General features: G+C 43.2%; 18 protein-coding genes and 1 pseudogene. 16 read left to right on the forward strand and 3 right to left on the reverse strand.

Annotation, left to right across the window (positions count from 1 at the left end):
- The first annotated feature begins 42 nt into the window (after window positions 1-42).
- From AAG747_RS27700 to AAG747_RS27765, 14 genes are all read left to right on the forward strand, one after another.
- Window positions 43-1,023: a FecR family protein gene (locus tag AAG747_RS27700; RefSeq protein ID WP_346824514.1), complete on the forward strand. Its 981-nt coding sequence runs from the start codon at window positions 43-45 to the stop codon at window positions 1,021-1,023.
- 316 nt (window positions 1,024-1,339) lie between these two features.
- A complete protein-coding gene (locus AAG747_RS27705; RefSeq protein WP_346824515.1) occupies window positions 1,340-4,690 on the forward strand; it encodes a SusC/RagA family TonB-linked outer membrane protein in 3,351 nt (1,116 codons plus the stop codon).
- Window positions 4,691-4,703: 13 nt separating this feature from the next.
- Entirely contained in the window at window positions 4,704-6,281 is a 1,578-nt protein-coding gene (locus tag AAG747_RS27710; protein ID WP_346824516.1) for a RagB/SusD family nutrient uptake outer membrane protein, read from the forward strand.
- A 488-nt stretch (window positions 6,282-6,769) separates the two neighbouring features.
- Window positions 6,770-8,014 carry an SGNH/GDSL hydrolase family protein gene (locus tag AAG747_RS27715; RefSeq protein WP_346824517.1) on the forward strand — a complete coding sequence of 415 codons (1,245 nt, stop codon included), beginning with the start codon at window positions 6,770-6,772 and terminating at the stop codon, window positions 8,012-8,014.
- A gap of 37 nt (window positions 8,015-8,051) precedes the next feature.
- A complete protein-coding gene (locus AAG747_RS27720) occupies window positions 8,052-9,896 on the forward strand; it encodes a right-handed parallel beta-helix repeat-containing protein (RefSeq protein ID WP_346824518.1) in 1,845 nt (614 codons plus the stop codon).
- 101 nt (window positions 9,897-9,997) lie between these two features.
- The gene (locus AAG747_RS27725; protein WP_346824519.1) at window positions 9,998-11,467 is read left to right on the forward strand and encodes an alpha-L-fucosidase; all 1,470 of its coding nucleotides are present in this window, start codon (window positions 9,998-10,000) and stop codon (window positions 11,465-11,467) included.
- A gap of 88 nt (window positions 11,468-11,555) precedes the next feature.
- Window positions 11,556-13,442, forward strand: a complete 1,887-nt coding sequence (locus tag AAG747_RS27730; protein WP_346824520.1) for an apiosidase-like domain-containing protein — start codon at window positions 11,556-11,558, stop codon at window positions 13,440-13,442.
- A 114-nt stretch (window positions 13,443-13,556) separates the two neighbouring features.
- Window positions 13,557-13,991, forward strand: coding sequence for a hypothetical protein (locus AAG747_RS27735; protein WP_346824521.1), 435 nt, complete (start codon window positions 13,557-13,559; stop codon window positions 13,989-13,991).
- 12 nt (window positions 13,992-14,003) lie between these two features.
- On the forward strand, window positions 14,004-14,522 hold the full coding sequence (locus tag AAG747_RS27740; protein WP_346824522.1) for a hypothetical protein: 519 nt from the start codon (window positions 14,004-14,006) through the stop codon (window positions 14,520-14,522).
- A gap of 149 nt (window positions 14,523-14,671) precedes the next feature.
- Entirely contained in the window at window positions 14,672-15,418 is a 747-nt protein-coding gene (locus tag AAG747_RS27745; RefSeq protein ID WP_346824523.1) for a L,D-transpeptidase family protein, read from the forward strand.
- A gap of 12 nt (window positions 15,419-15,430) precedes the next feature.
- On the forward strand, window positions 15,431-15,784 hold the full coding sequence (locus tag AAG747_RS27750; RefSeq protein WP_346824524.1) for a GNAT family N-acetyltransferase: 354 nt from the start codon (window positions 15,431-15,433) through the stop codon (window positions 15,782-15,784).
- Between the two features lie 156 nt (window positions 15,785-15,940).
- Window positions 15,941-16,486, forward strand: a complete 546-nt coding sequence (locus AAG747_RS27755; RefSeq protein ID WP_346824525.1) for a 3'-5' exonuclease — start codon at window positions 15,941-15,943, stop codon at window positions 16,484-16,486.
- 81 nt (window positions 16,487-16,567) lie between these two features.
- Entirely contained in the window at window positions 16,568-16,921 is a 354-nt protein-coding gene (locus AAG747_RS27760; RefSeq protein WP_346824526.1) for a DUF6970 domain-containing protein, read from the forward strand.
- 107 nt (window positions 16,922-17,028) lie between these two features.
- Entirely contained in the window at window positions 17,029-17,535 is a 507-nt protein-coding gene (locus AAG747_RS27765) for a GrpB family protein (protein ID WP_346824527.1), read from the forward strand.
- An 80-nt stretch (window positions 17,536-17,615) separates the two neighbouring features.
- Here the strand turns inward: AAG747_RS27765 and AAG747_RS27770 are convergent, their stop codons facing one another.
- The 3 genes from AAG747_RS27770 to AAG747_RS27780 all read right to left on the reverse strand — a co-directional run bounded on the left by AAG747_RS27770 (window position 17,616) and on the right by AAG747_RS27780 (window position 19,079).
- Entirely contained in the window at window positions 17,616-18,023 is a 408-nt protein-coding gene (locus AAG747_RS27770) for a hypothetical protein (RefSeq protein ID WP_346824528.1), read from the reverse strand.
- Between the two features lie 376 nt (window positions 18,024-18,399).
- Window positions 18,400-18,771: a VOC family protein gene (locus AAG747_RS27775; RefSeq protein WP_346824529.1), complete on the reverse strand. Its 372-nt coding sequence runs from the start codon at window positions 18,769-18,771 to the stop codon at window positions 18,400-18,402.
- Between the two features lie 173 nt (window positions 18,772-18,944).
- A complete protein-coding gene (locus AAG747_RS27780) occupies window positions 18,945-19,079 on the reverse strand; it encodes a hypothetical protein (RefSeq protein WP_346824530.1) in 135 nt (44 codons plus the stop codon).
- 147 nt (window positions 19,080-19,226) lie between these two features.
- Between AAG747_RS27780 and AAG747_RS27785 the strand changes: the two genes are divergently transcribed.
- Window positions 19,227-19,385 (forward strand): hypothetical protein, encoded by a 159-nt coding sequence (locus AAG747_RS27785; RefSeq protein WP_346824531.1) that lies wholly within the window; start codon window positions 19,227-19,229, stop codon window positions 19,383-19,385.
- A 187-nt stretch (window positions 19,386-19,572) separates the two neighbouring features.
- Window positions 19,573-20,431: pseudogene (locus AAG747_RS27790) on the forward strand (ADP-ribosylglycohydrolase family protein).
- Window positions 20,432-20,502 lie beyond the last annotated feature (71 nt).

Here is a 20,502-nt window from a genome sequence, read left to right on the forward strand (position 1 = left end):
TTTTAAAATAACTCCTGAACATTTTTACAAATGTAGATTCTAATGGACGAGATCATTCTAAAATACCTTCGAAATAACATGCGTATTGAGGACCAATATAAATTGGCAGAATGGCTGAAACTAAACCAAAACAACCGGCAAGTTCTCAACATGCTCAAGCACTATTGGGAAACACGGCAACAAGAGACGGAAGAGGCCAAAATCGAGGTTTGGGAACGGCTAAACAACCGCATCCATAAAACACAGAAAACGGGAAAACAAATCAGGATCCGCTTGGGAGTAAACTTACTCCGTATCGCAGCAGTTCTGGCCATTGCATTATCCGTATCGATCTTCATGATCCGGTATGCCAACCAACCTCCACCTGAAACAGCATCCGTTCGACGGATCGAAAAGATTTGTTCTTATGGCCAACAACTCCGCCTTCAGTTGCCCGATGGAAGTAAAGTGCAACTCAATGCAGGGAGCAAATTATCCTTTCCGGAAAAGTTTACAGGCAATGTCCGAAAAGTGAAGCTAACAGGAGAAGCTTATTTTGAAATAGAAAAAAATGCCGGACAGCCTTTTACCGTACGCTCCGGAGAACTGGAAGTAACCGTACTCGGAACCTCCTTTAACCTCCGGGCCTACCAAGAAGAAGAAAACATTCAGGTGGCTGTTAACAACGGAAAAGTGGCGGTCAGGCCAAAACCATCAGAGAAGACGATCATTCTGACAGATATGGAGATGGCCATTTATGATAAAATACTGAAAACTACAGAAAAAAGCCCTTGTGAAAACCCGAAAGCAGTTTTTAGTTGGAAAGAGAAAGTACTCTATTTTGAGAAGGCAAATTTTGCGGAAATCATCAAACGGTTAGAAAAGTGGTATGGTGTCCGGTTTCAAATCGATAAAAAAGTGGATATGAAAAAAGATGTTTCCGGTGAATTTCAAAAGAAGTCCTTAGAGGATGTGTTAGAAGGACTCTCTTTTATCTATGAGTTTGAATTTGAAATACAAGATAATGTAGTCATCATAAATTGAAAACCATGAACCTGATCTATGACAGCAGTTAAAGTAGGAAAAATACTGTAATGGAGGCCAGACGCAACAGAGGCCGGAGAGCGAAAGAAAGTCACGCTTTTAAGGAAACAGGAAAAACGCATAAGGCTGAAAGGAGCTACCTAAAAAGCCAAAAGTACATAAAATGCCACGAAGATTCTAAATCACAAATTTTTGATTTACAATCGGCCAACCTAGTGCCTTTGTGGTTATATCTCGGCTTTTTAGACAGCCTCATTCTACAAGTAAAAGCGTTAGATGTCTCTGATCATATCAAATTACTTAAAAAACTAACCCCATGAAAACAAACTTACCAGGTGTTCTATTCAGAATCAATAAATGTGCTTTGTATAGCATCGTGTTTCAAGTTCTGTTTCATTCATTTGCCATTGCCACCGACAAAGTTTCCCCCAAAGAAAGCCTGGAAGAAATCACAACTTCCATAGGTTTTGATAAAGTAAAACTCGGAGAAGCTCTCCGGGTACTTGAAAAAGCTACCGGTTTTCAATTTACTTACCGCGAAAGCAAAATCCCAAAAACCACCGTCACGATTAAGAAAGAGAAAAGGTCTTTGGCCGATTTGCTCCGATCCATTTCCGGGCAATCCGGAGTGGCTTTCAAACGGGTGGACAACATTATCTATGTAAAACCAATAGAAAAAGCCGGGGAAATCATTATAGAACTGCCCACGGAAAAAGAAGTAAGTATTTCAGGAAAAGTAACGGATGAAGGCGGAGAGCCCTTGCCCGGGGTCAATATCTTGGTAAAGCAAACGACCATTGGAACGGTGACGGATATCGATGGCAATTACCGCTTAAGTGTACCGGAGGATGCAACCACATTAGTCTTTTCATCTGTGGGATACATGAGCAAAGAAGTGGAAATCAATCACCGGAAAGTGATTGATATGGTGATGGATACAGACACGAAAACGCTAGACGAGATTGTGGTCGTCGGATATGGAACACAGAGAAAAGTAAACCTCACAGGAGCCGTCAGCACGGTAAATACCGAAGAATTGGAAGGCCAGCCGGCGATCAATGTCGCCTCTTCACTGCAAGGACGTATGCCCGGGGTCTATATCACCCAAAGCTCCGGTTTGCCCGGGCGGGAAGGTGTGGATATATTGATCCGGGGAGTGGGCACGATGAACAATTCCAACCCCATGATTTTAATTGACGGGCTGGAGTCTACACAAGCCGCCTTGTCTGCCATCAATCCCAATGATATCGAAAACCTGAGTGTGTTAAAAGATGCCGCGGCAGCTTCTATTTACGGCACCCGGGCCGCCAATGGAGTCATACTGGTGACGACCAAACGGGGAAAAGGCAAACCCACCATCTCGTATAATGCCAGCTTTGGCGTGCAAAAAGCCACCCGGCTTCCCGACCACGTATCTTCCGCAGACTATGCCCGCTTGTTAAATGAAGCCAATATCAATGAAGGAAAGGCCCCGATATACACCGATGATGAAATCCGGAAATTTGAAACCGGCGAAGATCCCTTTAACTACCCTAATACTGACTGGGTTGATCTAATGTTTTCCAAAGCAGGCTTTTATCACAATCATGATGTAAGCCTTTCCGGAGGAAGCGACATGTCAAAATACAGAATTTCGCTGGAGTACCTTGATCAGGATGGGATTATGGAAGTCAGCAATCACAAACGCTACAACCTGCGGATCAATCTCGACAATAAAGTTACGAAGTGGTTGAACATGGGTTTGAATGCCAGTCTCACACACAATGACTTTTTGGAGCCCGTGCCTTCCATTCAGAACGGAGTGCGAGAGTTTTTCAGACAGGCCAATATGATCCCGCCTACTGTTGCCAACAAGTATGAGGATGGCACCTTTCAAGCCTGGTCCAATGGCAATCCTATTGCCTGGTTAGATGCCGGAAGTAATTTACGAAGAAAAAACTACAATTTTTTAGGCAGTATTTTCGGAGAAGTAACCTTAATGGAAGGCCTTACCTTGAAAGGAATAATGGGTGCTAACTTTAGTCTGGATGATGACAAAAGACATAAAAAGGTAGTGCACTATGGAGACGGTACTACACAAGGCCCTACCCAAGTCACCGATGTCAACAGGCGCAACCGGACCATTTACTTACAGAGTTATCTCAATTATGAAAAAACCATCCGGGCCCATGAATTCAAAGTGATGTTGGGGGTTTCCAGCCAGTCGGAAGAGTACAATGAAAATTCCGCTTTCCGGAATAACTTTCCGTCCAACGAGCTCAATCAACTGGATGTAGGAGATATTGAAGGAATGCGCAACGGAGGAAATGCCTTTGAAGTAAAGCTCGCTTCCTACTTCGGGAGGGTCAATTATATTCTGGCAGGCAAATACCTTTTCGAAATCAACACCCGGATAGACGGCTCTTCAAAATTTGCACCGGATTACCGTTGGGGAACCTTCCCTTCATTTTCCGTTGGTTGGAGGGTTTCCGAAGAGCGTTTTATGAAAGCTATCAACTGGGTGGAAGAACTGAAAATCAGGACTTCCTGGGGAAAATTAGGAAACCACAACATCGACAACTATCTCTACATTGCCCGGTTTGCCCTCGGTCAAAACTACCCCTTTGGCGGAGGGATGCACAGCGGTGCCGCCCAAGTAGTTGCAGATGTTCCGGACATTAGCTGGGAAACATCCACCGAATTTAACATCGGAATAGATGCCGGCTTTTTCAACAACAAGCTTTCTCTAAGTCTTGATTACTACAACCGCCTTACCGAAGATATTTTAGTCAATGTACCGGTATCCGTAGTGTATGGCCTGCCGGCCCCCACTGTCAATGACGGTTCTATGAGAAACCGGGGAATAGAAGTCTTATTGACTCACCGAAATGCCATTGGCCAACTGAACTACAGTGTCTCCGTAAACGGCACTTACAATAAAAACAAAGTGATACGCCTGGCAAACCCCTCCAAAGGCGGTTTGATTCGAGTAGAAGGAGAACCCTGGAACTCTTACTTCGGATACGAACATATCGGCTTTCATCAGACGGATGACGATGCAGATTCAGAACCGCATATTGCCGGCTTGCCAGTGAAAGCCGGAGACTTGAAATACAAAGACCAGGACGGCAATGGTGTAATTGATGACAACGACCGGGTAGTGTTGGGAAATACCATTCCGGAATTTACCTACGGATTGAGTATTACCATGGACTATAAGGGCTTTGACCTCTCAGCTTTCTTTCAAGGAGCCGAAAAGGTATACCGTACCTTGGGAGGTAATATAGAATGGCCTTTTGCCGACGGAGGTTCTGCTTTAGCAGCCCATTTGGACCGTACCCTTGTAGAAAACGGAGCCATTGTAAAAGAAGGACATTACCCCCGCACCTTATTGGGAGGACCCAGAAATCTCAATGCCCAGATGAGTTCTTTTGTCGTGCACGATGCCAGTTACCTCCGGATGAAAAACTTGCAGATTGGCTATAACCTTCCCAAAACACTGCTTGAAAAAATTCACTTGTCCAAAGCCAGGATCTATGTAAGCGGACAAAACCTGTTCACCATTACTTCGTTTCCTTCGGATTTCGATCCGGAAGTGTATGGCGACTGGACCACTGCAAGCGGCTCGGCCAACTACCGGTACCCTCAAGTGAAATTTTATATGATGGGATTCAATCTAACCTTCTAAACATCCGATGACAATGAAAAAATATATATGCATATACATGGCTATCATCGTACTTAATGCCTGTACTACGGATTACCTGGATGTATCGCCCTTAAATGAGGTTTCCGATGCAACTTTTTGGAAGACCGAAGAAGATGCGGAATTGGCCTTGGCCGGATGTTACAATATGTGGGAAACCTGGAGTAACATTATCTTTCTGGATGCCATGAGCGACAATGCCTACGATCAGCATTTTGCCTGGCAATTGCTTGGGAACGGCCAATTCCTGCCTTCTACCTATTTCCCCAATTGGTACGACTCCAATACAGCCCGTTGGTTTTTGTACACTAAAATCAGAAAGTATAACAGTTTTTTGATAAAAATTGACGGAGTAGAAATGGATGAAGATCTGAAAGAACAGTACAAAGCCGAAGTCCGTTTCCTCAGGGCTTACGACTATTTCAACAAAGCCATGTTCTACGGAGACATTCCTTTGGTCACAAAAATATTGCCACCGGATGCCATTGTTGCACGAACGCCTGTTGCGGAAGTCAATCAATTTATCTTAGAGGAATTAGCAGAGATCAGCACGCTGTTACCGGCACAAAATAACATTGCATCGGGAGGGCATATTACTGCCGGTGCGGCCCTTGCTTTAAAAGCCCGCTTGGAATTGTACCTGGGTATGTACGAAGAAGCTATGGAAGATGCGCAAAAAGTCATAGACATGGATTATGAATTGTATCCGGACTACAGGAACCTGTTTTTACCGGGTAACGGAGAAAATAACAAGGAAGCGATTTTACAAATTAACTATATCAAAAACTTCATTCCCAATCGCTTTTTCCCTCAGTTATTTATGCCCCGGACAGAAGGGGGTTGGTCTACTCTGAATGGCACCAAAAGTTTGGTCGATACCTATGAAATGCTCAGTGGCAAACCCATTGACGACCCTACTTCCGGCTATGATCCGGATCAACCTTTTGCCAACCGCGACCTCCGGCTGGCCATGACCTTGAACTATACCGGGCAAGAATGGAATGGCAGGTACTACAACGCCTTGGATCAATTTCTACCGGATGGCAGTAAAAACCCTGATTATCACAACGAAGGAAATGCCTCCCGGGCAGGAATGAATATCAAAAAATATATCAAACCGATTTCATTATCTGACAACCAACTGTACGATGTCAATGTACAGGTCATCCGGCTGGCGGAAATGTATCTTACCTATGCCGAAGCCGCGGTAGAACTGGGCAAAAATACCGACTATGCCCTTACCTTGATTAACCAACTGAGAGACAGAGGGGGACTACCACCTGCCGCCAACCTCACCCAGGCATTGGTGCGCAGAGAAAGAAGGGTAGAATTGGCCTTGGAAGGTTTGAGGTTCTTTGACATCAAACGATGGGACATCGGTGCTACAGCACTGAATGGCCCTGTATACGGCAGCCCTTTGGGTTCCTTGAACTATAACACCGGTGAAGTAACCTGGTCTTCCGAACTCATCAAGCTAGAAGACCGCACTTTTTATCCCGAACGAAACTATCTGTTGCCTATTCCGCTCTATGAGATTGATGTTTCCGGCATGACACAAAACCCTGGTTATTAAACTACAATTCCCTTGAAGCAAGAGAAAGGGAGTGTTGGGTGGTTAATAAAACACATATAAGTCGGTACCTATAATTAGAGAAAAGTAAGAATGTTAGCCACTTCAACCTTCCTTTCCTTGATAAGAAAAAACAAGCTTGTCAAGCGCTTTTTGCAATTATAAATCAACTAACTTCCTCTCCTTGGTCAGGGGCATATTTACAAAAGGTAATTAGCAAGGGGGCTAGAACAAACCCTTGTACAACCGTTGATTTCACAGCCCCCTTTGCCCTTTTCTATATAGGAGGGGAAGTTTTGAACTTATTTTTTCAGGAACCTGAACCAGGGATACCGATGGACCTTAATCCGTTTGAAAAGATTTGTTCTACCAACCAAATAGCCAATTCCAGACTTCTCTAAATATTTTACCATTGCATCAACATCAGTATGAAATGCTTCATAAAACAAACAATACTTCTCCTGACCGCCTCAAGTCTATACATTTCAGCAATGGGGCAACAAACCTCTCAAGCATCAGGTATTAAGGAAGAATATCCGGTCTTTCAAATGCAGGAGTTTCATCTACGTAACGGACTGCCCAATATCTTCCACAAAATAGAACATCAAAGGCAAGTCCGTATCGGGTATATTGGCGGCAGCATTACCGCAGCGGAAAACGGCTGGCGTGCGCTTACCTTTCACTGGTTCCAACTGACGTTTCCCCATACGGCATTCTATCAGGTCGATGCAACGGTTGGAGGGACAGGTTCCGGCTTGGGTGTCTTTCGCATGGAAAGGGATGTACTTTCTCAAAAGCCGGACCTGCTTTTTGTGGAATTTGCCGTCAATGATGCCAGTGAAACCCGGGAGAGTATACTCCGTTCCATGGAAGGCCTGATTCGCAAAACCCGGATTGCCCTTCCTCATACGGATATCTGCCTGGTATATACTACTGCAACTCCTTTTTGTGAAGACTTGGCAAAAGGCAAACCCCATCTTGCTTCGGAAGCCATGGAAGAACTTGCCCGGCATTATGGCATTCCGTCCATTCATATGGGAATGGAAATTGCCCGCTTATATGCCCAAGGCAAGCTAACCCTCACCGCCCCCGCAGAGGAGAATGCCCGGACCATCGTTTTTACCGATGATAACTACCACCCTCTGACGGAATCGGGCCATCCCTTATACGCCAGTGTCGTTGTAAAATACCTGAACGAAATGCGTAAAGACTCCAGGAAAAAAAAGTATTTCCTCCCTTCTCCTTATGTAAAAGACCATTGGCAACAAGCTCGTATGCTGGAAGTGTCGCAAACCGAATTACAAGGAGACTGGACAAGCCTTTCGGAAGAGCAAGATCTCAACAGAGAATTTGAAGCGTTTGTGGGAGGCTACCCACCTCTTGTGTATAAAGGGCAACCCGGAGCCGTGATGACGTTTTCTTTCAAAGGACATATCCTGGGGTTTTACGATTGTGTAGGTCCAAAAACCGGACTCATCGAGCTAAGCATCGATGGAGAAAAACAGGAAATCAGTCGGTTTGACCGCTGGTGCAAAGACTTTCGAAAACATAATTTCTTTGTAAAAGAACTCCACGAGGGGGTGCACAAAGTGGAAATAAAGGTACTTGACAAAACCATTGACAAAGCCGCAGAACTTCGGAAGAAGGGAGTCAAAATGCAAAACCCGGAAAAATTCGCCGAAACCAACTGGTATCCGGTCAGCCTCTTGATCGTTGGAAAGCTCCTAAAACAGTAAATACAACAACATTTATTTCATCAACCCGGTAGAGACTATGAAGCTTCATAAGATTTCACCCAAAAAAAGAAACTCCATTCGAAAGCTCATTAATCCACTGTCATTCCGCTCGAAAAAGCAATTAATACTTTTGACACTGACCATATGGTTCAACGGAATGGTCACTTTCGGACAAACCACCTTGTATGTATCTCCATCCGGTAATGGTCAGGAATTCGGCAAAGAGCAACCTGGCAACTTACTGGATTTACCGGAAAAACTCCGGACCTTGAATCAACGTGAAGAAGGAGTTATCCGGGTTTTATTTTATGGAGGAGAATATGCTTTGTCAGCAACCTGGCACCTCACTGAAAAAGAAGCGGGGAATGAACTTAATACAATTATTCTTGAAGGCATAAAAGGAGAAAAAGTCAGCATCTACGGGGGGCAAAGAGTGACGAAGTGGCAAAAAGCCGGAAAGGGGATTTACAAGGCTAAACTTCCGGCATCCGCTGAGTTCAGACAATTATATGTAAATGGCAAAATGGCCATCAGAGCCAGAACTCCCAACCGGGATAACGATCAGCATTTCGGCCCTTATTACCGGGTGCTAGGGTTTGACAAACAAACCATCTGGGTCAATGCCTCCGAAATCAGTGCATGGCGCGACTTCCAAGAAGTGGAGTTGGTCTTGCACCAACATTGGTTTCATAGCCGGATCAAGCTTGCTTCGTTTGAAGTCACAGGAGAAAAAGCTTTGATAACCCCGCTCCCCCCCACCGGGGAATATGTACTGCAATTGTACCCTTCTATGATGGAACCCGGCAAACCCTATTACTTTGAAAATTCCATTGAATTTTTAGACCAGGGAGGGGAATGGTATTTAAGCAAAGCAGAAAATACCTTGTACTATAAACCTCGCCCCAAAGAAGATATCCATAGCCTTGAAGTGGTTTACCCCCGGGTGAATACACTTTTTGCCATTAATGGAAAAGGCAAGGCCCCTGTCTACAATCTCACATTGAAAAACTTACAATTTGCATATGGCAATTGGACATTGCCCGGTAAAGAAGGGGTTCTCTCCAATCAAGGAGTTCAAGCAAGGGGGTATTATGGGAAAAGAGGTTTTCCAGGCTTGGTACAAGCGGCCTTTGTCCGGAATTTAAAAATTAAAAATTGCCACTTTACCGGGGCAGGAGCCAATGGCATTGTGTGGAACAAAGGCGTGCAAGACAGTGAAATTGTTTCTTGTCATCTCGATCAGATCAGTGCCAACGGAATTATTATCGACACATATAAGCGACATACTCCTCCTGATAGTTTGGCCTGTAAAAACAATCGCATTGATAACAACCTGATTGAAAATATTGGCTTGCATTACACCAATGGCATGGGAGTAATTGCCCACTTCGTGGAAAACCTTGTAGTGGAATCCAATGAAATCCGCTATGGCAGATACACCGGAATACAAATAGGCAACCACCGGGGTAACCACCTGAGTTTGTTAAGCGACAACCTTATCAGGTCTAATAATATCCATCATGTAATGCAGCTACACGATGACGGAGGAGCCATCTATACCCTCAGTCCTCAACCCGGGACGAAAATCCTCCGCAATTGGGTCCATGATTATGGCCGAAGCCCATGGGCAGATGACTTTCCGGTCAATGGCATTTTCCTGGATAACCATAGCTCTCATATTCTGGTACAGGACAACGTGTTATCCAACTTTGCCCCCGATATTTTCCGCATCAAAGAACAATGCGCGGATGGGGCGGAAACCTGGGGTAATGTCTTGATCAATAACAATACACAAAATCAAGAAATCATTTCGCAGGCCGGCATAAAAGGCCAGGTCGGTCTATTGGACTTAAAGGAAAAGGAAGCGGAAGACAGCCAATAACAGCACAAAACGGCAATAGAAAGGCCTTTCACTATTCAAAAAACCTTCAAGGGTTTTAGCGATTAACTATGGATCATCTACTTAATAACCATTTATGAATCATGAAAAAAATAGTTGTCTTATTATTCGTTCTTTCACTTGCTTGTACGCCCAATGAGCAATACAAGCCTCCTAAAAAGTTGTATGAACCTACTTTAAAATCCATCCGGGCCCACCAAAGCCCCGAGTGGTTTGACGATGCCAAATTCGGAATGTTCATCGATTATGGAATTTACTCGGTTCCCGGCTGGGCTCATCAACGGGAAGACGATGGCCCTATGTACCCCGATTGGTACTTACACGATATGTATAGAAAGGAGGAGTGGATCGACTATCACAAAAAAGCCTGGGGGGAGGACTTTCATCGCGATGATTTTATTCCCATGTTCACCGCCGAAAATTTCGACCCGGAAGGCTTGGTACAACTGGCTGAAAAGGCAGGAATGAAATATGTCGTTCCCTTTTGTAAACATCACGATGGCTTTTGCCTATGGCCCAGCAGCTTTACCGAAAGAGATGCCAAAGACATGGGACCTAAAAAAGACCTGATCAAACCGATAGTAGAGGCATGTAAAAAAAGAGGCTTGAAATTCGGTTTTTATTTTTCTTTGGAAGAATGGGAATACCCGGTTATCCAGAATGGGGAAAGCATGGTGCGTATTTGGGAAAACAAAGGAGTGCCTCCCATTTATGTACCGTTTGATGAAAAAGAAATGGAAGGTAAAATCTCCGGAAAAAAGCCTGTCGACAATTTTTTCAGCGATTATATCATCCCTCAGGCAAATGAGTTTATCGACCTGTACGACCCCGATTTGATTTGGTTTGATGGAGAATGGGACACCCCTATTGAGGATATGAAAACCCCGGAAATCGTAAGCTACTATTACAACCAGGCTGCAGGACGGAAAGAAGTGGCCGTCAATGACCGCATGGGAAAAGGGGTACGGTTCAGAGTGGGAGATTTTTTTTCCAGTGAATACCACTCCCTGGAATCCAACCAACCCAAAATCGTACATAAATGGGAGGAGATTCGCGGTATCAGTCAGTCCTACGGCTACAACTGGCAAGATACGGATGAGAATGTACTGAGCATGGATGAGTTTATCGAGATGTTTGTCAAGATTGTCTCGGAAAACGGCAATTTGCTACTGATTGTCAACTTAGACGGCAAAGGGGCACTTCCGGATTATCAACGTACCAGGCTGGAAGAAATCGGTGAATGGTTAAAAATCAACGGAGAAGCGATTTATAAAACCAAACCCTGGCTGGTATCACATGAAGGAGACAACCTCCGGTTTACCCAAAGTAAGGATGAAAAATATGTATATGTCATTTGTAATGAATGGCCGGGTCGGCAAGTCATCATTGAGTCGGTGTTCCTGGGTACAGAGTCGAAAATCAACATGTTGGGCTCAGACACCCCTCTTCAATGGAGCTATGACGGCAAAAAAGTAATTGTCGAAATCCCGGAATCCTTAGAGAATCAAAAACCCTGTAACTATGCGTATGTATTAAAAATAGAATTAAGTTAAACCAACAGTTTCCCTCTTTGATTTGTAAAGAGGGAAACGTAACTTTTATCTCTCTGAACATCAGCACACTTCACCAGAAATAAACACCATGAAACGACTTACCATTCTTCTGTACATCTTCTCTTGTGTTGTCTATTTCCCGGAATCCAAGTCTCAAGCCCGTGCTCCTTCTCAAAGAAATACCTTGCACCTTTATGAAGTAAAAGAAATTACCCTGTATGCAAAACAAGCTTACCAAAGCCCCTACACAGAAGTTGAATGCTGGGTGGATTTAACAGGGCCGGGATTTCAAAAAAGGATTTATGGCTTTTGGAATGGCGGGAATGAATTCAGGGTCAGGGTAGTGGCTACAGCTCCGGGCAAATGGACATGGCGAAGCGGCTCCAATCAGAATGACGAAGGCTTAAACCAACAGTTTGGCACTTTTAAAGCCCTTGACTGGAAAGAGTCCGACAAACAGATCAATTATAATCGCCGCGGATTCCTCCGGCCAACGGCCAACGGACATGCCTTGGAATATGCAGACGGGACGCCTTATTTCATGATCGGAGACACTTGGTGGGCGGCATCTACCTGGCGTTTTCCTTTCAAAGGCATCCAACCGGACCCTGACTACCAACCCAAAGAAGGAATCAGTTTTGAGGAAGCCTTGGCTTTTAGAAAAAAACAAGGGTACAATACCATTGCCATGATCGCTTGTTTCCCCAATTGGAAAGCAGACGGTTATTCCCAACGGCATATGAATGCCGATTCCGTTTATGTGCGGCAAGCCTGGAAAAAGAATGGCCAGAACACCGCCAAAGACATGCATGACGAAGAGGGAAACATGCCCTTTGCGCCTTGGGACAAATCGGAAGTGATTGCGGATTTTAATCAACTGAATCCGGAATACTTTCAAAACCTGGACAAGAAAATCCAGTACCTTCACCAACATGGCTTTGTGACCTTTCTGGAAACGGTCAGAAGAGACCACGGACCTTCCTGGAAAAAATACTTTGACTGGCCGGAGACTTTTGTCAGATATGTACAATATATTTTTGCCCGGTACGGGGCCTATAATATCATCTTTACAGGAATTCACTTGGATTGGATCACCCTAAAATTCGGACTCAGTGCCGAAACCTTTAATGACGCACTCAAAGTTCACTATCAAAAATACGGAGGCTTGCCTTACGGACAACCGCATACTATCCTGATTTACGGTTCTACCTACGATGCTTTTGGCCATGGGGATAATGCTCCTTGGCTTACCATGCATTCCGTGGGCAACAAACCCCGTGACCACCGTATTTATCCCATGATCGAAAAAATCTACCACCTCTCCCCTCCCTACCCGGCTGCCAACCTCGAACCTTACTACCCCGGGCTGGATTCCAAGTACTTTAATATCATTGCCGGAGAACGCCCTGAAGTAAACTCTCAAAGAGATAACTACTTTGGCAGGGCACAAATGTACGGAAGCGTATTGTCCGGTGGCTTGGCAGGGCATATGTATGGCAGTGGCGGTTATGACGGCAACACCACCGGAGAACCCAAACACAAAGGAGACCATCCTTATATTTGGGAAGCCTTAAAATATTCCTCCGCAGCCCAAATGCCTTATTTGGGCAAATTCATACTCTCGGAAGGAAAAGCTTATCAGAACTGTACTCCTCAACGCCAATTGCTCCTTCCTTGCAAAGCGCCCGGAGCTCCGGAAGACGGCCTGGACGGATGGGCTTTTTTCCTGGTTTCCCCGGCAAAAAAGCTTGGCTTCCTTTATTTCGAAAATCAATCGGAAATTCCTCTTATCACAGAGCTGGTTCCAGAAAAGAAATACTCTGTGGAATGGTTCAACCCTATTACCGGCCAATGGCTACCCAAGCCCACAAGCATCACCACAGACCCAAAAGGGAATCTGCAATTAATAGAATTTCCGGGACAGGACAGGGTATCCCGACAAGACTGGTGCTTAAAAATCAAACTCATGGAATAGGAGCACTTTCTGAAAAAATCAACAAGACGATACCGTTATGGAAAGGGCTTTTAACCACAAGGCCCTTTTTTATGCCTTCTTTTGTGTATATTAGGCAATTCAACCAGTAAAAATATGTACCTGATCAAAACGATTTTATTAGGAATAATACTTTGTTATTCCAACCTGGTATACAGCCAATATTCTACGGCTAAAAAAGAATATACAAAAGTGCAAATACCACCGGCTCCGGTAAAGGGTAAAGAAGCCTTTTTGCAATATTGCCTGAAAAATTCTTTCAAAAGAAGGTTCGCCATAAGCGACTATCTACAATGCTGGAAACGGGTGAATTTTAAAGTAAAAAAAAACGGGTGTTTGGTTTTTATGAATTGCTCTAAATGTAAAACCGGGGCAGTGAAAAGAAGTATAAAAAGAACCATCAACCAAGCACCCAAATGGCGCCCCGCTTCACACAACAAGGAAGCCGTTACCGTAGAAGTCGCCTTCGGAATCGGTCCGGATTATATGGCGGAAATTCGAAAAATATATCAAAAGTACCCCTTTAGATAATGATTTTTCGAATTGAAACGAGTAGTAGTTATAAAGCTAACCGTGCTTGAAATGTTTTTCTTAAAAAGAGATTACTTCCCACTTATGAAGTTCACAAAAATTATTTGTTTTGGTATCGTCTTACTTTATTCAAATATTCTTTACAGCCAAACTAGAAGAGCAGAAACAGAAGATGACTCCATTGAAATTTTTATCATAATGGATAGGCTTCCGACTTATAGAGGAGGGTATGAAGGTTTTACAAATTACTTTTTTTACTATATGCCAACAGGCTATCGTATTGAGAAATACTTACAGTGTTGGGAAACAATAAAATTCACAAGGGAAAAGTATGGCAACATCACCGATGTAGATTGTTCAGGTTGTAAAATCAAAAAGTTGAGAAATAAGATTTGTAAAATAATAGAAGATTCGCCTGATTGGAATGAGGGTATGAGTAGAAGGTGGTTCAAAGGGCAAAATATAACTTTCTCGGCCAAATTCCGAATCGAAACCTTTGAAGTCAAAGGGATACCACGCAAGAAAAATTAAAAAGTATTCATAATCTTCATCTTTACGATTACTTCCTTAATAAACCTTAAACAGAGCCAAGTTGGACTATTACTTGCCGCTTTTAAACTACTAACCCCTTCCTTTTAAAACTCGACAAATGAACCGTTTCTGTTCTAACATATACAAAAATGAAAATCAGCATTCTCCTATTCACGCTATTTGCTGGCCTCTTCTTTTGGAAAGCAACAAGTTTTAAAACAGAACAACTGAAATACTCCCGGGTACGGACAGCCTATCTGGAAAAAGAAAACCGGGTCAAATCCCTCCTCAAAAACAAAGGACTTGACAGCAAGCATTTGGAAATTTTTATCCGGGCATTCAAAAGTGAAAAGTGCTTGGAGTTATGGGGAAAGAATAAAACGGATGAGAAGTTTCAATTGATCACTAGTTATGATTTTTGCACTACATCCGGCAATTTGGGTCCGAAAAGACAGGAGGGAGATTTGCAAATTCCCGAAGGGTTTTATCATATCAACCAATTCAATCCCTGGAGTAAATTTTATTTGTCCTTAGGTATCAACTACCCCAATGCCTCGGACAAAATCCTGGGAGTGCAGCAACGCCTTGGCAACCATATTTTCATCCATGGAAATTGCATCACTATTGGTTGTATCCCGGTCACAGACGATAAAATCAAAGAACTATACCTCTTTGCCGTGGAAGCAAAGAACAATGGTCAGCACAAAATCCCGGTGCATATTTTCCCGGCCCGCCTGAACGAACAAAAGCTACAAGCCTTGCGCGAGCGCTACTCAACCCGCCAAACTCTGACAAGCTTTTGGCAAAACCTGAAAGATGGCTTTGATCATTTTGAAAATACGCATACCTTGCCCAAAGTGACAGTTGCACAAAACGGCTCCTACATGTTTCATTAAACAGTGGCAGGCATGAAAACCCAGCATTTGCGCTTGATGCCCTTTACCAGCCAAGACCTGACTCTCTTCCATGCCATCAACACAAATCCCTTTGTGCGGAAGTTTCTTTGGGACGGTCAGATCATTTCTCAAAAGACGGCCCGGGAGATTCCGGAAGAAAATGAACGCTCTTTTACTAAGAACAAATGGGGACTTTGGAAGGTATTTGAGCAAAATAGCAATACCTTTGTGGGCTATATAGGTTTATGGACCTCCTTTCAGGAGATTCAACCTCCCTTATTATTCGCTTTTTTACCTGAATTTACGGGGAAAGGGTATGCCACAGAAGCCTCCCGAAAATTATTCGATATGCTTTTGAACAGTTAACTTTCAACTACCTGATCGCCAGTACAGACAAAGCCCATGTAAACTTAATAAATCTTTGTAAAAAGACTTCATAGGAAAGCATTGGGCGAACGGAAGATGGAGGGAAAGCCCACTTTATTTTATCGAATAAACCATGACAAAAAATAAACACAGCCTATGAATTATATAGTTCTGGATTTGGAAGCCACCTGTTGGGAAGGCTCAACCTCACATCATAATGAGATCATCGAAATCGGTGCGGTGTTGGTCAACGAGCAGAAAGAAACCGTTTCCGAATTCGTACAATTCGTCAAACCACTGAAACATCCCCGTTTAAGTGATTTTTGCAAAGAACTCACTTCTATCCGACAAAACGATGTAGACCAGGCTCCGTATTTTGGAGAAGCTCTCGAAAAATTCCAAACATGGATAGGTTATGGCCAAGAGGAATATGTATTATGTTCCTGGGGCTTTTACGATAAGAAACAATTCGAAAGCGACTGCCAGTTGCACGGGCTTTCTACCGGTTGGTTAGAAAATCATATTAGCCTGAAACATCAATATGCAAAGTTTAAAAAGTTACGAAGAGCCATCGGGATGAAAAATGCCTTGCAAAACGAAAACATGAAGTTGACAGGTACCCATCACCGGGGGATTGATGATGCCCGGAATATTGCAAATATATTTATCAAGTATTTTGAGCAATGGAAAATGCCGGGTTAAATACATTTATCCCCTACCGTTACGATTTTTTGTACCTTTACACGGATAAAGAAACCATTGACAACCCAATAATCTTACTGTATGAAAATTACTTTTCTTTTTTTAACCGGACTTCTGTTAGCAATGAAAGGCTGTAATTCCTCCGGTTCGGATGTATCTAAAGACATTCCATCCTGTATAGCCGGCAAAATCAAAGAAATCCAAAAGGAAGAGCTACGTAACCCTCCTGCTGAGATTTGGAAATGGGAAGTAGACAACAAAACGTACTTCTACATCACCTCCCCTTGTTGTGACCAGATGAACTTCCTCTATGATGAAGAATGCCAGGAAGTATGCGCTCCTGACGGAGGTTTTACCGGACAAGGCGATGGCAATTGCCCTGAATTCAAAGAGGAAATCAAAAAGACCTTGGTCTGGAAAGACGAACGGAAGTAACACTCAAGCCACCGGGTGACTGCCAAAAGCACCTCTTGTTTGGGTCGAACGATACAAGAACAGTCACCCGATGACTACAATTGATTTAAACAATTTAGCTAAGTTCAATGAAAATCATTATTGAATCCTATAACCCGGCTTGGAAAACCGCTTTTGAAAAAGAGCAAGCGCTTCTTTTAAATGCAATCAAGGAACCTGGGCTGACCATCGAGCATATTGGAAGTACTTCGGTAGAAGGCTTAGGCGCCAAACCCATCATCGATATAATGATCGGGCTAAAAGATTTTCAAACAGCCAATACACATCTTTCCGCCATCGAAAACCTGGGCTACGTGTACCTTTCGAAGTATGAAGATGAAATGCCCTACCGCAGATTCTTCTTCAAGGAAGAGAATGGAGTACGGACCCACCATATCCATATGGTAGCACTTGGCACCGAATTCTGGGACAGGCATTTACAGTTCAGAGATCATTTGAGAACCCACGCACACGACCGGGAGCGTTACCATGCGTTAAAAATGGAACTAGCCGGAAATGAATGGGAACATATGAATGACTATGCAGATGCCAAAACCGGTTTTATACGGGCGATCGAACAGAAAACAATGAGCTAATACCACCCCCCGTTTCAACCGAGGGAAGAAAAAAGCCTCCTGCACACAAGGAGGCTTGATTACTGACCTGTACGGTGGACCTACAAAGTACCTTTGTGAGTGGCCACTTGTGAGTGAAAAGCATTCAACTCATCGAGTTGCCGTTGTACTAATTCGGCCTCGGCTTCTAAGACCAACAGTGCCGTAGGACCTAACTTGACCAAACGTTGTTCGAGCCGGACCTTTTCCACTTCCAAAAGAGCCTTCCGACTTTCATACTGTTGTTTTAGTTGCCCTTCCAAGGATCCGATCAAGGAACTAATGGTATCCAATTCGGCTTGGGTTTCCAACAGTTCCGTCTGGACTTTTGCAAGGCGCTGGGAATAGGACTTTTTCTTTCTTTCCAACACCAGCTTTTTAAATTCCAGGTTTGACACCTCTTCCTCTGTTTTGGTGATCACTACATCACAATCCGATGTACTGGTCAATAAATTCAAGGAATAATTCATTAATTGTTTAAAGGTTTGTGAAAAATATTAAAACCACAACGATACCCCTTTAATCAATTCATGTCAATAGGCTTTTCACTTATTTTCAGATATTTTCATTTATTTTCAGATAGCTTTTCACTTAGCGAGCGCTCGAAAAAAAAAATTTTGCGAACGCTCGCTAAGTGAAAATAAGTGAAAAAGTCCGTTAAGTGAAAATATCTGAAAAACACCTGGAAAAACTGCCACAAATCACGTTTTGGGGAGAGTGTTTACAGAAGCGGTACTCCTCTGGCTGCGGAACAGTTTTATAGGATATTTCCTATACAGAACACCTATTCACCAAAGTAACAAAAGACCTTTCTTTGAGGCTTATAAAGCCAATCGCCTGTTGGTACTATATATGTTGGTCAATCAAGAGGGCATTCCCATCCGGATCGATGACCATCAAGCTTGCAGGGCCGGAAGCTTGCTCATCAGCTTCATTTACCAGAGCAACTCCTTTGCTTTTAAGTTGGCGCTGAATCTCCCTGATGTCATCAAACGTATCGAGGGGATTGGCATTTTCGTCCCAACCCGGATTAAAGGTGAGGATATTGTGTTCAAACATTCCCTGAAACAACCCGATCAAGGCCTTCTCGTTTTTCATGATGAGGTAATTTTGCTCAAGGTCACCGGCCAAGACCCGGAAGCCCAGGTTTTCATAAAACTGCTGAGAAGTCTTCAGATCTTTGACACTCAGACTTACGGAAAATGCTCCTAATTTCATAAGGACTATCTTTTAAGAATGAAGGGTAAAGCAATAAATGTATAAGCTCTCACATCCAATCAAGAAGGACTAAACACCTTTTCAATACGGAATAGTCAGTTGTTTACCTTAAGTTGTAGAATTATCTCAAACATGTCAAGCTTTCCCGGGCTATTAACAAGGCAGCCTGCCTTTTACAATCCTGCCGGACATTTTTCTGACATAGTGCCGTCAAGCATAGAAGTGTCTACTTCAAACTGACCTGTCCTAATATTGCCTTTCCCTCTGTTCCGGTTTTCAAAATATCCGGCAGTATGGAATTTTATCATAGCACTAATATTTTTAATAAAAAATCAACGAAGCTCCAAACCATCCGGGCAAAGCAAGGTTAATTATATACCTTACAATACTTATAAAGTATACATCACTCCTTTAGCCGTTTGACAAGCATTTTTTCAATAAACCCTGTAGAACTAATGATCAGCAAGTCACAGCTAGCCATGATGTACAAAGTAAGCTTGCCCACCATGCGCAAAATGCTAAGAGAACTGGGCTTTGAGAAAGGCAAACGCCTCTTCAAACCCAAAGATGTTGCCTTTATTATTCGACAATTCGGCCCTCCCAAAAACTCCTGAAAGACCAAACCCTAATACAAGTCAATGATCACTCCCCCACCTTCCGGTTTTTTAAATTACCGGAAGGTGTTTTTTATATTATCTCTGGATCCAACTTTAGCCTCTTGAATTTTTGACATTCCATCGAGTGTTGAAAATGATACACTGAGGTTCCTGAAATGGGAATTTCCAGCCCAAAAGGTGAAATATGAAATTAAAAGACCGATTAAAAGGATGTTTGATCTGTGGAACTATTGGCAATGCAATTGGGGGAAAATTTGAAGGGACAAAATCGAACCCAGAAGTTCATTTTGACTTTGTTTGGTCTATTTCGGACGATACACAATTAACTGTAGCAACTTGCGAAGCCATTTTTGACTCGCAAAAAATTCATCCGGAAAGGGTTGCCCAACAATTCCTGGAATGGTATAACAACGGCATGTTAACAGGGCTGGGGGCAAGTACATTAAAGGCCTTAAGAGAAGACATTGGGCCTTGGTAGGCCGTACAGGAGAGTTTGCAGCGGGCAATGGGGCAGCAATGAAAATAGCGCCTCTGGCTTTTAAACAAAAAGTCGATAGACTGGCAATTAAAGATGTCAGCAACATCACTCATAAAAATGACGAGGCCTATACAGGGGCATTAGCGATATACTATGCTATTTTGAATGCAATTAAGGGTAAATGGAAGGGAGATACTGATCTGATAGACTTGATCTTACCAGAGCTACCGGATACAAGGGTGAAAGACAGATTGATAGCTTTTAGCAAATTTTCTGAAATGTCAATTCTACAAATAGGTAAAAGATTTCCGTCAACAGGGTATGTCGTTGATGCCGTCCCTATTGCGATATTCGCAGCACAACAAATCGGTAAAACAGAATTTAAAACCTTGATGACTGACTTGATCAAAATCGGGGGGATACGGATACGGTTTGCTCTATGACCGGCCAAATCATCGGGTCTTTAGGAGGTACTGGAATTATTCCGGAAGATTGGATGGACAAATACAAGCAACTTAAAATCTCCAAATTGATTGAACAATTGACAAATAATTGGAACTTTTAACCTATCTATTTCAAACATATATAGTAGTTTTCTCAATACAAATCCTTATTATTTTCACTTTGCAATACAAT

The organism is Rapidithrix thailandica (genome assembly GCF_039710355.1).
In the GTDB taxonomy this organism is placed as follows: Bacteria; Bacteroidota; Bacteroidia; order Cytophagales; family Flammeovirgaceae; genus Rapidithrix; species Rapidithrix thailandica.

What these genes read in the sequence shown, in the direction of transcription:
- AAG747_RS27785 (WP_346824531.1), top strand. Translation starts at nt 19,227, where the DNA reads ATGATCAGCAAGTCACAGCTAGCCATGATGTACAAAGTAAGCTTGCCC.
- AAG747_RS27730 (WP_346824520.1), top strand. Translation starts at nt 11,556, where the DNA reads ATGAAACGACTTACCATTCTTCTGTACATCTTCTCTTGTGTTGTCTAT.
- AAG747_RS27735 (WP_346824521.1), top strand. Translation starts at nt 13,557, where the DNA reads ATGTACCTGATCAAAACGATTTTATTAGGAATAATACTTTGTTATTCC.
- AAG747_RS27755 (WP_346824525.1), top strand. Translation starts at nt 15,941, where the DNA reads ATGAATTATATAGTTCTGGATTTGGAAGCCACCTGTTGGGAAGGCTCA.
- AAG747_RS27775 (WP_346824529.1), bottom strand. Translation starts at nt 18,771, where the DNA reads ATGAAATTAGGAGCATTTTCCGTAAGTCTGAGTGTCAAAGATCTGAAG.
- AAG747_RS27765 (WP_346824527.1), top strand. Translation starts at nt 17,029, where the DNA reads ATGAAAATCATTATTGAATCCTATAACCCGGCTTGGAAAACCGCTTTT.
- AAG747_RS27725 (WP_346824519.1), top strand. Translation starts at nt 9,998, where the DNA reads ATGAAAAAAATAGTTGTCTTATTATTCGTTCTTTCACTTGCTTGTACG.
- AAG747_RS27750 (WP_346824524.1), top strand. Translation starts at nt 15,431, where the DNA reads ATGAAAACCCAGCATTTGCGCTTGATGCCCTTTACCAGCCAAGACCTG.
- AAG747_RS27705 (WP_346824515.1), top strand. Translation starts at nt 1,340, where the DNA reads ATGAAAACAAACTTACCAGGTGTTCTATTCAGAATCAATAAATGTGCT.
- AAG747_RS27760 (WP_346824526.1), top strand. Translation starts at nt 16,568, where the DNA reads ATGAAAATTACTTTTCTTTTTTTAACCGGACTTCTGTTAGCAATGAAA.
- AAG747_RS27780 (WP_346824530.1), bottom strand. Translation starts at nt 19,079, where the DNA reads ATGATAAAATTCCATACTGCCGGATATTTTGAAAACCGGAACAGAGGG.
- AAG747_RS27710 (WP_346824516.1), top strand. Translation starts at nt 4,704, where the DNA reads ATGAAAAAATATATATGCATATACATGGCTATCATCGTACTTAATGCC.
- AAG747_RS27770 (WP_346824528.1), bottom strand. Translation starts at nt 18,023, where the DNA reads ATGAATTATTCCTTGAATTTATTGACCAGTACATCGGATTGTGATGTA.
- AAG747_RS27715 (WP_346824517.1), top strand. Translation starts at nt 6,770, where the DNA reads ATGGGGCAACAAACCTCTCAAGCATCAGGTATTAAGGAAGAATATCCG.
- AAG747_RS27745 (WP_346824523.1), top strand. Translation starts at nt 14,672, where the DNA reads ATGAAAATCAGCATTCTCCTATTCACGCTATTTGCTGGCCTCTTCTTT.
- AAG747_RS27720 (WP_346824518.1), top strand. Translation starts at nt 8,052, where the DNA reads ATGAAGCTTCATAAGATTTCACCCAAAAAAAGAAACTCCATTCGAAAG.
- AAG747_RS27700 (WP_346824514.1), top strand. Translation starts at nt 43, where the DNA reads ATGGACGAGATCATTCTAAAATACCTTCGAAATAACATGCGTATTGAG.